The 14,050-nt window shown below is 56.5% G+C and carries 15 protein-coding genes; 2 read left to right on the top strand and 13 right to left on the bottom strand.

Annotated elements, in window-relative coordinates:
* Nucleotides 1–51: 51 nt before the first annotated feature.
* The 3 genes from rarD to groES all read right to left on the bottom strand — a co-directional run bounded on the left by rarD (nt 52) and on the right by groES (nt 2,132).
* On the bottom strand, nt 52–1,002 hold the full coding sequence (gene rarD, locus M2118_RS03025) for an EamA family transporter RarD (RefSeq protein WP_280794495.1): 951 nt from the start codon (nt 1,000–1,002) through the stop codon (nt 52–54).
* Between the two features lie 172 nt (nt 1,003–1,174).
* Nucleotides 1,175–1,708, bottom strand: coding sequence for a hypothetical protein (locus M2118_RS03030; RefSeq protein WP_280794496.1), 534 nt, complete (start codon nt 1,706–1,708; stop codon nt 1,175–1,177).
* A gap of 127 nt (nt 1,709–1,835) precedes the next feature.
* Nucleotides 1,836–2,132: a co-chaperone GroES gene (groES, locus tag M2118_RS03035; protein WP_110232760.1), complete on the bottom strand. Its 297-nt coding sequence runs from the start codon at nt 2,130–2,132 to the stop codon at nt 1,836–1,838.
* A 130-nt stretch (nt 2,133–2,262) separates the two neighbouring features.
* Here groES and M2118_RS03040 point away from each other — a divergent pair, with 130 nt between their 5' ends.
* Nucleotides 2,263–3,456, top strand: coding sequence for a class I SAM-dependent methyltransferase (locus M2118_RS03040; RefSeq protein ID WP_280794497.1), 1,194 nt, complete (start codon nt 2,263–2,265; stop codon nt 3,454–3,456).
* A 3-nt stretch (nt 3,457–3,459) separates the two neighbouring features.
* Here M2118_RS03040 and M2118_RS03045 read toward each other — a convergent pair whose 3' ends face one another.
* From M2118_RS03045 to glmS, 10 genes are all read right to left on the bottom strand, one after another.
* Nucleotides 3,460–6,321, bottom strand: coding sequence for an aminotransferase (locus M2118_RS03045; RefSeq protein ID WP_280794498.1), 2,862 nt, complete (start codon nt 6,319–6,321; stop codon nt 3,460–3,462).
* Nucleotides 6,322–6,424: 103 nt separating this feature from the next.
* Nucleotides 6,425–6,670, bottom strand: coding sequence for a DUF4190 domain-containing protein (locus tag M2118_RS03050; RefSeq protein ID WP_280794499.1), 246 nt, complete (start codon nt 6,668–6,670; stop codon nt 6,425–6,427).
* Between the two features lie 9 nt (nt 6,671–6,679).
* Nucleotides 6,680–7,027 (bottom strand): DUF4190 domain-containing protein, encoded by a 348-nt coding sequence (locus M2118_RS03055; protein WP_280794500.1) that lies wholly within the window; start codon nt 7,025–7,027, stop codon nt 6,680–6,682.
* A gap of 9 nt (nt 7,028–7,036) precedes the next feature.
* The gene (tsaD, locus tag M2118_RS03060) at nt 7,037–8,092 is read right to left on the bottom strand and encodes a tRNA (adenosine(37)-N6)-threonylcarbamoyltransferase complex transferase subunit TsaD (protein ID WP_280794749.1); all 1,056 of its coding nucleotides are present in this window, start codon (nt 8,090–8,092) and stop codon (nt 7,037–7,039) included.
* A complete protein-coding gene (rimI, locus tag M2118_RS03065; protein WP_280794501.1) occupies nt 8,092–8,574 on the bottom strand; it encodes a ribosomal protein S18-alanine N-acetyltransferase in 483 nt (160 codons plus the stop codon). The genes tsaD and rimI overlap by 1 nt, the downstream gene beginning before the upstream one ends.
* The gene (gene tsaB, locus M2118_RS03070) at nt 8,571–9,218 is read right to left on the bottom strand and encodes a tRNA (adenosine(37)-N6)-threonylcarbamoyltransferase complex dimerization subunit type 1 TsaB (RefSeq protein WP_280794502.1); all 648 of its coding nucleotides are present in this window, start codon (nt 9,216–9,218) and stop codon (nt 8,571–8,573) included. Before tsaB ends, rimI begins: the two co-directional genes overlap by 4 nt.
* Complete coding sequence (tsaE, locus tag M2118_RS03075; protein WP_280794503.1) at nt 9,215–9,688, bottom strand: tRNA (adenosine(37)-N6)-threonylcarbamoyltransferase complex ATPase subunit type 1 TsaE; 474 nt, start codon at nt 9,686–9,688, stop codon at nt 9,215–9,217. Before tsaE ends, tsaB begins: the two co-directional genes overlap by 4 nt.
* Nucleotides 9,688–10,815: an alanine racemase gene (gene alr / locus M2118_RS03080; protein WP_280794504.1), complete on the bottom strand. Its 1,128-nt coding sequence runs from the start codon at nt 10,813–10,815 to the stop codon at nt 9,688–9,690. Before alr ends, tsaE begins: the two co-directional genes overlap by 1 nt.
* Nucleotides 10,812–11,171, bottom strand: coding sequence for a holo-ACP synthase (locus M2118_RS03085; protein WP_280794505.1), 360 nt, complete (start codon nt 11,169–11,171; stop codon nt 10,812–10,814). The genes alr and M2118_RS03085 overlap by 4 nt, the downstream gene beginning before the upstream one ends.
* 6 nt (nt 11,172–11,177) lie before the next feature.
* Entirely contained in the window at nt 11,178–13,028 is a 1,851-nt protein-coding gene (glmS, locus tag M2118_RS03090) for a glutamine--fructose-6-phosphate transaminase (isomerizing) (RefSeq protein ID WP_280794506.1), read from the bottom strand.
* 57 nt (nt 13,029–13,085) lie between these two features.
* Here glmS and coaA point away from each other — a divergent pair, with 57 nt between their 5' ends.
* Nucleotides 13,086–14,039 carry a type I pantothenate kinase gene (gene coaA, locus M2118_RS03095; protein ID WP_280794507.1) on the top strand — a complete coding sequence of 318 codons (954 nt, stop codon included), beginning with the start codon at nt 13,086–13,088 and terminating at the stop codon, nt 14,037–14,039.
* Nucleotides 14,040–14,050 lie beyond the last annotated feature (11 nt).

The raw sequence follows: 14,050 nt of genomic DNA on the forward strand, positions 1-14,050 counted from the left end.
ACCGCTCCACAGTACCCACCACAGGGGCAGTTCCTGCTGATGGCACGCGCTCTATTCGATTGTGAGCTCTTCGGCTGCGCGAGCAAGCCTGTTTGCTTTACCGTTGCGCAGCATGTCAGTGGTGAGCACGATCAGTGCCACCCAAATGATGAAGAAGCCCACCCAGCGAACCGGAGGCATGGGTTCGTGCAAGACAAAGACGGCCATGCAGAAGGAGAAGACCGGGGTGGAGTACTGGATCAAACCAATGGCGGTCAAGGGCAAGCGACGAGCACCAGCCCCAAACATGATCAGGGGAACTGCCGTCACGATTCCTGCTGAAGCAAGAAGCAAGGTGTGGGGAATGCCGTAACCAAAGAAGGTCAGGCCCACCACATTAGAGACGATGATCAACTGGATGATCGCCACCGGCGTCATCCAGATGGTTTCAATGGTCAGACCGCTTATGGCGTCCACGGCGCCACCCGTGCGCTTCTTAATGAGGCCATAAAGACCAAAGGATGCGGCCAAAGTCAGCGAGATCCAGGGGATGGTTCCGTAGCTGATGGTGAGGACGATGACAGCAATAAAGCTGATGCCCACCGCTACCCACTGCAGGGGACGGAGCTTCTCGCGCAGGACCAGCACACCCAAGACCACCGTGACGATGGGGTTGATGAAGTAGCCCAGGGAGGATTCCACAATCTGGTTGCTCAGCACCGCAATGATGAAGACCTGCCAGTTGATGTAGATCAACACTGCGGCCACACCGAGAGTGAGCATGAGCTTGCGCTGAGCCATGATGGCGAACAGCTTCTTCCAGTTCCTGGTCACTGCAATGAGGAAAGCGCAGAAGATCAGGGAGAAGAGAATGCGGTAACCCACAACCTCAAAGGGGGTGGCGGGCTCGAGCATGAGGAAGTACAGCGGGAACAAACCCCACAGGCCATAGGCGCCAAAGGCATAGAGCAGGCCTGGGCGAGATAACTTCTCGGGCACAAGAGAGGCACCGGAAGAAGTCATAGTTCGAGACTACTCCTGTGTATAAATGCCGACCGCTTGAGTTCAGAAACCACAGATTGAGATGAACAGTCGAAAAGTTTTCTCTGTTCAGCTATTATTTAGGTAGTGGCGGGCAGTAGCCCTTAGAGCTTGGCAGTGTTCCGGACGGTTCGCGAGCCAGGCTCACACTTTTTTAAGTCAGATAAATTACCTCATCCACAATGGGGCTGCTCCTTCGAAGCCAGTCACCCCCACTGTTGAATGACCACGCCACAGCGTCACTTACCCACAAGAGTGGGTGCTCGTGAGGACCTACAAGCGAATACGGCAGTGACGTTTCTTGCGCCAGGAGTATCCCGGCAATCACTCGCCGATCAGCCTGCACGATGGACTCATCACGCTCAATAACTAACGAGAAAATTTCCGAATCAACCGCCATACCAATTAAAGCCTTGAGACATAGGGCTCGAGCCTCTTTTTCAGAAAGCCCCTGGCAAACAAAAACGGTCACGCTCAAGTCCAGTCTGGACATTAATGACAAAATTTCACGTCTGCGGCTGTCGCTCTCACTTTTGAAATGAAGACGTCGCTGGCTAGGCTTCAGCAGTTTCTTCAAGGCCTTATCTGAATGTCGAAGTGTGCTGATTTCTGAACTTGTAGCCACTAGGAAATAGCCACGCTCTTTCGATTCGTCAACAAATACTTTGTCTGCTCTTTTGAATGCCATGGTCAGAATTTAGTTCCAACCACTGACCTCTCCGCGAGGAATTCACAACGTTGTGGATAGGTCAGGTGCGCATGGTTAAACAACTGTGGCCCCGGAAAACCGGAGCCACAGTTAGAGCTAAACGAATTTAGCGAACAACAATTGCGAGAACGTCGCGAGCAGAGAGAACGAGGAATTCCTCGCCTGCGTACTTCACTTCGGTTCCGCCGTACTTGGAGTAGATAACCTTGTCGCCTTCTGCGATGTCCAGAGGAACACGGTTACCGTTGTCGTCAATGCGGCCGGGGCCTACTGCAACGACAACGCCCTCCTGGGGCTTTTCCTTGGCAGTGTCAGGAATGACGAGACCGGAAGCAGTGGTCTGCTCGGCTTCAACCTGCTTGATAACAATGCGATCTTCGAGCGGCTTGATGGCGACCGACACGGTTGACCTCTTTCTTGAACTAAGTATGGGATTAGCACCCGAACGTATCGAGTGCTAACTACGAGTGTACGTCGTGAACTAGCACTCGCGCAATGTGAGTGCCAGCTCAAGGATTGGTAGGTTTACAACCATGGAGAGCGCAGAACTTCGCGAATTACTCACCCCTGAAGGGGTGGCGTTGCTGGACTCTCTCCCCGCCTACACCTCCAGCACGGATGTGCTGAAGATGGTGGCCAACCTGCGCAAGGACGGGAATTCCCCGTCTTTAGTGGCCACCGTGCTCACCCAGGCCAAACTTCGCGGCAAGGCAGTAGCCAAGTTTGGAGACTTTGCCCAGCGCATGCTCTTCACCGAGGCAGGACTTGAGCAGGCCACCCGGCTTCCAGTGGCCGCCCTGCATGCCGGACGTTATGTTCGCGCAGGGCTCACAAGTGTGGCCGACCTCGGCTGCGGTATTGGTGCAGATGCCCTCGCATTTGCCGGGGCAGGCCTGAACGTTCATGCCGTGGACGCCGATGAAGTCACCGCTGCCATCACCACCTATAACTTGGCGCCCTTCCCCGAAGCAAGAGTGAGCCATGACACAGCAGAAGAGACTGACCTCTCTGATGTGGAGTCCGTGTATCTCGATCCAGCACGACGAACCTCCGGTCACACCAACACCAGCCGTCTTTCCAGCTCAGAGGACTACTCCCCCTCGCTCGACTTTGCTTTCGGCCTTGCCACGAAGCTCCCGACCGGGATTAAGCTCGGCCCTGGGTTTGATCGTGATCTGATTCCAGAGGACTGCGAAGCACAATGGATCTCAGTCAACGGTGATGTGGTTGAGGTGGGTCTGTGGTTTGGCCCGCTCAAGCGCGAGGGCATTACCCGTGCTGCACTCGTAATGAACTCCGATGGTCTCCACGAACTTACTTCTGCTGCCGACTCGGCAGATGCCGAAGTCGGCGAACTGGGGAAGTACCTCTATGAACCAGATGGTGCTGTCATCCGAGCACGCCTCATTGGTGACCTAGCCCGCAGCATTGGTGCTCACATGCTGGATGAACACATTGCCTATATGAGCAGTGACGTTGAGGTGAGCACACCCTTTGCTAGCACCTTCGAAGTCGTTGAAGAGTTGGCCCTCGATGTGAAGGTGCTGGCCAAAGAACTCAAGGCCCGAGGCATTGGCACGCTCGAGATCAAGAAGCGGGGCGTCGACATTGACCCTGCAGAGTTCCGCAAGCGGCTGAGCCTGTCAGGAAAGAACAGCGCGACGCTGTTCTTGACCAGGCTCGGCGAGCGCAGAGTCGCTCTTCTTGCCCAGCGCGTGACGAGCTAGCTACTACCAGCCGGTCTCCAAGACATGCTCCAGCATGTCCACGAAATAGTCAGCAGACTCCTGAGTAACCACCAGTGGCGGTTTGATCTTGAGCACGTTCTGGTAATCCCCGGTGGGCTGCATGATGACACCGAGTTCCAGCAGGCGATTACAGATGGCTTCTGTTTCTTCCGTTGCCGGTTCCAGAGTCTGGGTGTCTCGAATGAATTCGAGACCGAGGTAGAGACCCGAGCCATGCACTCTGCCCACGATGGGGTACTGAGCTGACAGGCTTTGTAAGCGCTGCTTGAGGTGGGTTCCCACCTTCAATGCGTTCTCTTGCAGGCCCTCATCCTTGATGATGCCGAGGATTGCTTTGCCGATCTCACTCGACACGGGTGAACCACCGGTGGACGAGAAGAAGTAGCCCTGGGTGCGATAACGGTTGGCAATCTCACGGCTGGTAATCACGGCACCGAGTGGGTGACCGCCACCAATGGACTTTGCCACTGCAACGATGTCGGGAATGACTCCTTGCTGGTGGAAACCCCAGAACCATTCACCCAAGCGTCCGAAGCCAACCTGGACTTCATCCGCAATGGCAAGACCGCCCTGCGCACGAACAGCGGCATAGACCTGCTTCAGATATCCATCTGGCAGGGCGACGCCACCGGCATTGCCAAAGTAAGACTCACTGATGAACCCGGCAATCTCTTTACCTGACCGAGCGATGCCCTCAATAACCTCAACTGCTTCAGGAGCGTATTTCACCGCTTCTTCATCGCGGTGAATACCGCGATAGGAGTTGGCAGCATCCACGGTGTGGATCCAGTCAGGTCTGGTGCTCAGTGCATTGGGGTTATCTGCAATAGAGGTGGACACCGCATCGCTTGCATAGGTCCAGCCGTGGTACTCCTCCTGCATGCAGACAATGTCGGTTCTACCTGTGTAGGCCATGGCAACGCGCAGTGCGAGGTCTACTGCTTCTGAGCCTGAGTTCACGAAGAAGACGGTGTCGAGCTCAGGAGGAAGAGTCTCCGTGATGAGCTCTGCGTATTCAGTAATCGAGTGATAGTTGAAACGGGAGTTGGTGTTGAGCAACCGCATCTGGTTGGTCGCTGCCTCGACCACCTTCGGGTGGGCGTGGCCGACGGAGGCGACGTTGTTCACCATGTCGAGATAGACGCGGCCGTTGACATCCATCAGATATTCACGCCATCCACGCTCCATCTGAGGAGGGTGCTGGTAGTAGTGCTCTTGCACTTCAGCAAGGACTTTTTCACGACGCTCAAGTAAGTGGTCCGGTGCTGTTGGACTCGGATCAATACCCAGAGCGTGCGAGGGATCACCGAACAGGCTTCGCCATCCTGCTGCTAATTCAGCACTGACCATGGCAGGAACATCTACAGAATCATTGACCATGGCGACAGTGATAGCGACACGTGCTGGCAGTGTGGTGCTTGCAATCTGTGCCGAACGGAATTCCACCGTCTGGCCACCAGCGGTGACACTCACTACTCCGGGTGCTATTTCCAGAGCATGCGTCGTGGAAAACTCTGTAGCTTCAGCCAGCCAGATGGTGGCATGGGTGGGAATGGTCTTTGGCGTCTTTGGCGTGCGAGAAGGAGCACCAGCGAGCACGGGTTGCCATGCCGGAAGCACTGCGAGATTTGCACCGCTGTCGAGAGCAGCCAGGGCAGCATGCTCGAGAGTCTCTGATGCCAGCCACGCACCCTCATCGTTGAGAGGTGAGGTGGTGCTGGCATCCAGCACCTTCACGTGAGTGAGGGAAGAAAGCAGATTGCCCCCGGACCACACCGAAGCAACAGGTGCATTAAGCCCCAGGTGGTGGCGAATGGTTGCTGACATCACTGCTGGTGGGACAGACAGAGCCTGGACCAAGATGCGCATTTCGCGGTCGAGCGCGCTGGTGGCATAGTCATTGTCTTCATCAATGCGGCTCTGCTGGCGACCGCTGAGCACCAACACAGCACCGCGCTGAATGACCAAGGGCCAGAGCGCGTCGATCTCATCATCGCTGAGCGGACGAAGCGAGTGGAATGCGGCAATGGCAGGCAGAACACTGAATGGCTCAACGCCATCGTGGTGAAGCATCGAAGACACTGTGGTGGCAATTTCTCCCACAGCCCAGGAAGTGGCAACATCACCGAAGTCGAGCACGGCGTCAGGAACTGACGAATCTTCCGGACACATCACGTTGTCGTCGGTGATGTCGAAGTGGCCGAGCTGCTGAGGCAGGTTCGGGCCAACAGTGCTGAGAATTGGAGAGGTCATCTCCAGTGCCTTGTGGACGAGCTTCGTGACCTCGGCATCGGGTTCATCACTCAGAAGCTGTTCAATGACTTTTTCCGCAAAGAGCAAGTTCCACTGAAGCACTCTTCCACTGGCAGCGTGAGAGAAGTCTGCGAGTCCGCTGCTCACCATTCCTGCAATCTCGCCCAAGCGCGCAATCGCGTGAGGAGATAAGTATCCCGAGCCCATCAGACTGTTGCCCGGAATGAACTTAATCACGCGGCCATGAATCACGCCCTGAGAGGTCTCAAACAGTGCCGACATTGCACCGGTATCGCCCTCAACAATGGAGGGGATGCGCAGGTCTATCTTGCTGGCAAGGTGTGCTGCAGCCTCGTCTTGCATGTGGATTTCTTGTTCACTGAAGGCTGGGTTGCTGAGTTTGAGGACACCGAGAACTTCCCCGGAATCTTGTCTGCGCAAGATGAAGTTCTGATCCTGCTGACTACCCAGTGATGAAGCTGAGGTGACAACGCCGAAATGCTTCTCAACCAGTGCCACAACCTCAGCCTCAGGAAGAGTGGGCGAAGGAAGTTCAGTCTGGCTGAAGTAGTCAAAGATGTCGGTATTCATTGCTTTACTATTCTGGTCTTCTCTTCACTCAACCCCAAGCCGCAACGGCACTGTGAATCCAGCTGGGGCCCAGCTCGAGTTCACACTCTGCAGGGGTTGAGGATCAGTACGTAATGGCCAAGATGGCCGTGAACACAATCACGCCGGAGACAATCTCGACATAACCGAGAACAACGCCCCACTGGGCAAGCTTCATGCCGCGCTGGTTACTCTTCTTGATTTCTTTCAGAGCCTTATTGCCGAAATAGACGGCAAAGACTCCGAGAACCAGCAAAAGAACGCACGCTAAAGAAACAAATGCCCACGGGTTATAGCGAGCGAGTCTGGCTTCTGCGCTGTTGATACTCACAGACCCAACTTAGTAGCCGTACTGGTTGATTCCTGAAGCAATCACGACGCCAAAGAAGGCAACAACGAGAATGGCAACCAGAACACCAAGGCCAATACCGATGTATCCGGTGATGAGACCAGCCAGTGCAAGACCGTCACCCTGCTCGCCGGTGCGACGAACTTCCTTGCGTGCCATGTGTCCGGTCACCACAGCAACAATGCTGGAAACGAAAGGAATCACGGTCAGGCCGGCAATACCGGTGACGAGTGCAACGATGGCCAAGATGTTGGTCTTGGGTGCCATCACAGGCTCAGGAGTGACCACGGTCACAGGCTTGGCAGCTTTAGGGGTCTTGGGTGCAGCTTTTTCAGTCATAGTTCAATTTTAGTGAACATGGATGTCTGTAACTGGGAGTGTGCTGTCAGCTCCAAAGTTCAGCGAGGAAGGTTCTGCGCCTTCCATAATGAGCTCGGACGCCAGCGCTGCAATCATCGCGCCATTGTCAGTACAAAGCGAGAAGGCGGGAATACGCAGCTCCACCCCGGCAGAGTCAGCACGCTGCTGCGCGACTTCGCGCAGGCGTGCATTCGCTACAACGCCACCTCCCAGCAAAAGCCGAGGAACCCCATAGTCCTTACACGCAGCAATTGTTTTGCTGGTGAGCACATCAATGACAGCTTCACGGAAGCTGGCAGCCACGTCAGCGATGGGGATCTCTTCCCCGGCGTCTCTGCGCACCTCAACCCAGCGGGCAACCGCTGTTTTCAAACCTGAGAAGGAGAAGTCGTAGCGGTGCTTCTCCATGTCCTTCGGAAGTGTGAGCCCACGGGGGAAGCGAATAGCTTTGGGGTCACCCTCGGCCGCAACGCGGTCGATCTGGGGACCTCCGGGATAGGGCAGACCTAATATTCTGGCCACCTTGTCAAAGGCTTCACCTGCAGCGTCATCGATGGTCTCCCCCAGTAGTTCAACGTCGCTCGTGAGATCACGAACAAGAAGCAACGAGGTGTGACCACCAGAAACTAACAAGGCAATCGTGGGGTATTCGAGGGGACCTTCTTCGCCGAGAACATCAGCACCCACGTGGCCCACCAGGTGGTTCACGGCATAGAGCGGCTTATCCAGAGACAGCGCCAGTGCCTTCGCTGCGCCAACGCCCACCATCAGGGCACCTGACAAACCTGGGCCGCTGGTCACCGCGACAGCATCAAGGTCTTCGAGTCTGATGCCCGCGGTGGCAACAGCTTCAGTCAGGGCTGGGCGCAGTGCCTCCAGGTGGGCACGTGCAGCAACCTCGGGGACAACACCGCCATAGCGAGCGTGCTCATCCATCGAGGAGGCAATGACGTTAGCGAGGAGTTCGCGACCACGAACAATGCCGATACCGGTCTCATCGCAACTGGTCTCAATACCGAGGACTAAAGGAGCGTCACGGTTCATCACAGATCAGCTCCCTTCTTCATGATCACGGCGTCAATACCTTCGGGCTGGTAGTAGCCAGGACGAACAGCAATCTCTTCAAAGCCCAAGGATGCATAAAGCGCAATCGCATGAGGGTTGTCTGCACGGACTTCAAGAAAGACTCGCTTGGCATCGCGTGCTTCTACTTCATCCAGCAGCGCCGTCATCAGACGGCGTCCGAGACCAGAGCTGCGGAACTCGGGCAGAACAGCAATGGTCTGAATATCTCCATCACCTGAGCCTCGGGGAGCCAAGAGCCCGGCATATGCCACAACACTGGGCTCACCGCCCAGAACATCCGTGTGTGCTTCGGCGACGAGATAGAAACAGTTCCTGTCTCCCACATCCCGAGCCATCGCTTCCATAGACCAGGCTTCACCAGCAAAGACAGGAGTTTCGATATCCATGATGGCGGGAACATCATCAGTGGTTGCTTGACGTAACACGATGCTGTCGATCATTTCTGACCACCCCGCATCTCTTGCACAACCCGCTTGGGACCGTTGCTCATGGTGACATCCGGCGAGCGCAGATAGAGCGCCTCGAAGGGAAGGAAAGCTCTTCCTGCAACCAACATACGCTCGGCCAGAACACCGAGCCAGCTGGCCGGGACTTCCGTGGCCTGAACATAGGCACTATCGGTCACGATGTATTCACCAGGCTTCTGAATGGCAGGCCCATGTGCACGAATGGGGCAACCCTGGTCATCCAAGCCGGTATAGAAACTCACATACTCTTCCTTGCGGCGAGCATCGGTGGTGACCGCGACGTTGTTTTCAGGATCGGTATCCAAGAACTCAAGAGCAATAGCGTCGTGGCTATTCATGGGTAGCAGGATTGCCCCTGCGCCGAATGCGAACGCATCGGCGGCAGCAATCCCCACCCGAAGACCCGTAAAGGGTCCGGGTCCCATGCCAGCAGCAACGTGGGTCACCTCGCTGGAGGCAATCCCTGCCTCACTCAGAACTTCATGGATAAAGCTGCCGATGATCTCAGCGTGACGCATGGTGTCGGGGGTGGAGCGAGAAGACAGGACTGTTCCGTCCTTCACTACAGCAATGCTGGTGCCTGCTGACGTGTCGATGGAAAGGATGACGTTGCTCATGCTGCTTCCCACCTTTTGCCATGCCCAGTCAGAATCACTGTGCGGGGCTCAATGAGTTCCTCGCCGAGTTCACCCGCATTGGCGCCCTCGGGGCGTTCAATGACGACATCGAGCCAGGAGTCCACGATGCCATCGAGCATGCCGGCACCCCACTCGACCACGACAACGGAATGAGCGAAGTCGATGTCGAGATCATCGAGTTCAACAGCACTGTTCAAACGATAGGCATCCACGTGAACCAGAGGTGGGCCATCAACCAGGCTGGGGTGTGTGCGAGCTAACACAAAAGTGGGGCTGGTCACAGGACCACGAACACCCAGGCCTTCACCAATACCTCGTGTCAGCGTGGTCTTGCCGGCACCGAGGGGTCCGGTGAGCACCAACACATCGCCCGCACGCAGTGCCTTGCCCAGCTCGAGGCCGAGTTCATGCATCTGGTCCGGATTCTCAATTGTGCGAGTTCCGAGCATTAGGCGTTCCCTACGTACTCATAATCGAGTCGGGTGCCAATCAGGCGCGTGACAATCTCATAGGCAATGGAGTTCGCAGCTGCAGCCCAGTCGTGAACCGAAGGCTGCCCCAATGCTGGGTCACCGAAGAGAACCACGTGATCGCCGACAACAACGGGGTCATCGCCCACGTTAAGCAAGAACTGATCCATCGCGATGCGACCTGCAACGGGATAGGTTTCTCCGTTGAGCAGAACGGGTCCGTTCATGGACGCATCGCGGTTGATGCCATCGCCATAGCCAAGAGGAATCAATGCCAGGGTGTTCTCACCTGCCGTGCGGTGGAGATACCCATAGCTCACACCGGTGTTCTCGGGAACGCGACGAACAGCCACCACCCTGGTTTCCAGTGTCATGGCAGGTGTGAGTCCGAACTGCTCTGGACGAAGCTCTTCAGTGGGAGCAATGCCATAGGCGGCAATACCGGAGCGCACCATATTGAAGCGGGTCTCGGGCAGCGTCAATGCTGCCAGTGAAGCGGCAAGATGAACATACTGTGGCTCCAGGCCAGCGTCCTTGATCTCAGAGAGTCCCACTGTGAACACCTTGAGCTGCTCGAGATCATCAGCGTCGGAGGTGTTGGAGAGGTGACTCATCACACCTTCAACGTCGAGGTCTCCAGAAGCATGAAGTTCTGCTGCGGTGCGCATGAAGTCAGCCCACTGTTCAGGGCTGGAGCCATTACGGCTCAGGCCTGTGTCGAGTTTGAGGTGAACGCGAGGGGTTTTGTGGGCACGGTGTCCAGCGGCAGCAATCACGTTGAGCTGTGAAACCGAGACAGCACCCAGAGTGATGTCGTTCTCGACAGCTTCATCGAAGGTTTCATCTGGTGCGTGGATCCAGCACAGAACAGGTACCGTGATGCCTGCTTCACGCAGTACCAGCGCTTCGGCGATGTCTGCTGTTCCCAGCCAGGTTGCTCCGCCGGCGAGCGCTGCCTTCGCAGCGGGCACCATGCCGTGGCCATAGGCATTTGCTTTGACCACGATGAGCACGTCGTCAACACCGGTGATCTCATACAGGCGCTTCACGTTGCCAGCAATGGCATCCGTGTTCACCTTGGCAATGCGGAAAGGAGTGTGGCTCATGCTGCACTTCCTTCGGCAACGACGAACGCAACAGCAGCATTGGCATCGTGAGAGATGGAGAGGTGGAGGCTGTCGATGCCTTTGGAGCTGGCCATCTCCGCTGCAGCACCGGTTAGATCAAATGATGGCTTTCCCAGTTCGTCCTTGATCACGACCATGTCGTGAAAGGTCATCGAACCAGAGCCACCAAAGGCTTTGATCAATGCTTCTTTAGCGGCGAAGCGACCAGCAAGCGAGTTCGCGGGAAGCTCGCGCTCAGCATCGGTGAAGAGACGCTCCCCCAGCTTGGGCGTGCGTTCTAACGCCCGCGTGAAGCGAGCGATGTCGACAATGTCGACCCCCACTCCCAGAATCATGAGTGGCTATTCGACCGTGACCGACTTGGCCAGGTTACGTGGCTGGTCAACGTCCAAGCCCTTGGCGTCTGCGAGCTCCATCGCGAAGATCTGCAGTGGCACCACCGCGAGGATGGGTTCGAACATGGGGTCGGCCAGAGGAATCTGGATGACCTCATCTGCATAGGGAAGAACAGCTGCATCGCCCTGCTCGGCAATCGCGATGACGCGAGCACCACGTGCTCGAATCTCCTGGATGTTGGAGACAACCTTGGAGTGGATCAGAGCTGAACCGCGAGGGCTCGGAACAATAACGAACACGGGCTGACCGTGATCAATCAACGCAATGGGACCGTGCTTGAGCTCACCGGCAGCGAAGCCTTCAGCGTGGATGTACGCAAGCTCCTTGAGCTTGAGAGCACCCTCAAGTGCGATGGGGTATCCCACGTGACGACCCAGGAACAGAACCGAAGGAGTGTCACTCATCCACTTGGCGAGCTGAGCAATCTTTTCACCGGTCTCGAGAACCTTGGTGACCTTGGCAGGCAGAGCCTGGAGGTCAGTAGCGAGACGGCGGAGTTCCTTCTCATCTACGGTCTTCTTGGAACCTGCGATGTGCAGACCAATCAAGTAGAGCGCGGTGATCTGTGCAACGAAAGCCTTGGTGGAGGCAACTGCAACCTCAGGACCTGCGTGGGTGTAGACCACAGCATCAGATTCGCGAGGGATTGTTGCACCCTGGGTGTTACACACGGAGATGGTGCGGGCACCTTGTTCGCGGGCATACTTGACCGCCATCAAGGTGTCCATGGTTTCACCTGACTGGCTGATCGAAATGATCAGGGTCTCCGGGGTAATCACGGGGTCGCGGTAACGGAACTCGTGTGAGAGCTGAACCTCAACAGGAATGCGTGCCCACTGCTCAATGGCGTAGGCGCCGACCATGCCTGCATAGGACGCCGTGCCGCAGGCAACCAAGATGATGCGGTTGATGCCGTTCAAGACAGCATCGCCCATCTCGGTCAGTTCAGGTACTTCCACGAGACCATCCACAACGCGTCCGCGAACGGTGTTCGCCACAGCGTCGGGGTTCTCGGTGATTTCCTTCGCCATGAAGGAAGACCAACCGCCCTTATCCGATGCAGACGCATCCCAAGCGATTTCATATTCTTCGATCTCGACAGGCTTACCATCGAAGTCCACGACCTCAACGCCGTCTGGCGTGATCGCCACAACTTGGTTCTGGCCGACAGCTGCTGCGCGGTGGGTGTATTCCACGAATGCGGCAACGTCAGAGCCGAGGAAGTTTTCTCCGTCGCCCAAACCAATCACCAGTGGTGAGTTGTGGCGAGCAGCAACAATGAGGTGAGGGGCATCGGTGTGAACCGCAAGCAGGGTGAAGGCACCCTCGAGACGGTTGACCACTAGGCGCATTGCTTCGCGCAGGTCACCGACCTCGCGGTAGACGTCCCCGAGAAGAACAGCTGCCACAGCAGTGTCAGTCTCAGATTCGAACTCGTAGCCTTTAGCCAGGAGTTCTGCCTTGATCTCAGCGAAGTTCTCAATGATGCCGTTGTGAATGAGGGCAAGCTTGCCGTCGTCACCCAAGTGAGGGTGGGCGTTCACATCGGTGGGTCCACCGTGGGTGGCCCAGCGAGTGTGGCCAATACCGGTGTGACCAGGAATGAGGGGGTTTGCCTGAAGCAGGTCAACGAGCGCCTGGAGCTTTCCAGCCTTCTTGGCTGTCTCCAGGGTGCCACCATCGGTCAGGATTGCAACACCTGCCGAGTCATATCCGCGGTACTCCTGACGCTTCAGACCGCCCAAAAGAACGGCAAGAGTGTCTTGCTGACCGACGTAACCCACGATTCCACACATAAGGGTTCCAGTTTAGTTCACGAGCGGCATAACGCCCGCGTAGGGCAGAATAGGCAGGTGAAGCTTGAGCAAACCGGTGCCATCTCTGTGCACACGACTCCCTTTGTGGAGATCTCCCGTGATGAATGGGCTGAGCTTGCTCCCACCACCGCTTCTCCCCTGACCGAGGCAGATATTGAGAGCCTGCGAGGCCTAGGAGACCGCCTCAACCTGCAGGAAGTAGAAGATGTCTATCTTCCGCTGAGCAGGTTGCTCTCTATTTATGCCTCTGGCGCACGAAAGCTGCACCGCGACACCTCCAACTTCCTCGGCGAGCGCGCCACCACCACGCCGTTCGTCATTGGCGTGGCTGGCTCTGTTGCCGTGGGGAAGTCCACCGTGGCCCGTCTGTTGCAGATGTTGATGGCTCGCTGGGAGGACACCCCCCGCGTTGAACTTGTGACCACCGATGGCTTCCTCTATCCCAACGCTGAGCTGGAACGCCGGGGCATCTTGGACCGCAAGGGATTCCCGGAGTCCTATGACCGTCGCGCATTGCTGCGCTTCGTCAGCAAGATTAAGAGCGGTGCCGCTGAGGCCACTGCTCCGGTCTATTCCCACCTGAGCTATGACATCTTGCCCGACGAGAAGGTTGTGGTTCGCCAGCCTGATGTTCTCATTGTCGAGGGACTCAATGTACTTCAGCCCCCCACCTCTGGTGGTGGGCTAGCCGTGAGTGACCTGTTTGACTTCACTGTCTATGTCGATGCTCGCACCCAAGACATTGCCACCTGGTATCAGGATCGCTTCCTCTCACTTCAGCGCGGAGCTTTCTCCGACCCTGATTCTTACTTCCACCGCTATGCCTCGCTCACCGAGGACGAAGCGCGTGAGACGGCCAAGGGCTTCTGGGAACGCATCAACCTTCCTAACTTGGAAGAGAACATTCGACCCACTAGGTCCAGGGCAACATTGGTGCTGCGTAAGGCAGCAAACCATGCGGTCTCGACTGTCTTGCTGCGCAAGATCTAGAGAAGAAGAGA

The organism is Aurantimicrobium minutum, assembly GCF_029892845.1.
GTDB classification, from domain to species: Bacteria; Actinomycetota; Actinomycetes; order Actinomycetales; family Microbacteriaceae; genus Aurantimicrobium; species Aurantimicrobium minutum_B.

Coding starts and splice junctions, on each gene's coding strand:
- M2118_RS03085 (WP_280794505.1), bottom strand. CDS start 11,171: ATGATTCTGGGAGTGGGGGTCGACATTGTCGACATCGCTCGCTTCACG.
- glmS (WP_280794506.1), bottom strand. CDS start 13,028: ATGTGTGGAATCGTGGGTTACGTCGGTCAGCAAGACACTCTTGCCGTT.
- tsaE (WP_280794503.1), bottom strand. CDS start 9,688: ATGCTCGGAACTCGCACAATTGAGAATCCGGACCAGATGCATGAACTC.
- tsaD (WP_280794749.1), bottom strand. CDS start 8,092: ATGAACCGTGACGCTCCTTTAGTCCTCGGTATTGAGACCAGTTGCGAT.
- tsaB (WP_280794502.1), bottom strand. CDS start 9,218: ATGAGCAACGTCATCCTTTCCATCGACACGTCAGCAGGCACCAGCATT.
- M2118_RS03055 (WP_280794500.1), bottom strand. CDS start 7,027: ATGACTGAAAAAGCTGCACCCAAGACCCCTAAAGCTGCCAAGCCTGTG.
- M2118_RS03040 (WP_280794497.1), top strand. CDS start 2,263: ATGGAGAGCGCAGAACTTCGCGAATTACTCACCCCTGAAGGGGTGGCG.
- rarD (WP_280794495.1), bottom strand. CDS start 1,002: ATGACTTCTTCCGGTGCCTCTCTTGTGCCCGAGAAGTTATCTCGCCCA.
- alr (WP_280794504.1), bottom strand. CDS start 10,815: ATGAGCCACACTCCTTTCCGCATTGCCAAGGTGAACACGGATGCCATT.
- M2118_RS03045 (WP_280794498.1), bottom strand. CDS start 6,321: ATGAATACCGACATCTTTGACTACTTCAGCCAGACTGAACTTCCTTCG.
- M2118_RS03030 (WP_280794496.1), bottom strand. CDS start 1,708: ATGGCATTCAAAAGAGCAGACAAAGTATTTGTTGACGAATCGAAAGAG.
- rimI (WP_280794501.1), bottom strand. CDS start 8,574: ATGATCGACAGCATCGTGTTACGTCAAGCAACCACTGATGATGTTCCC.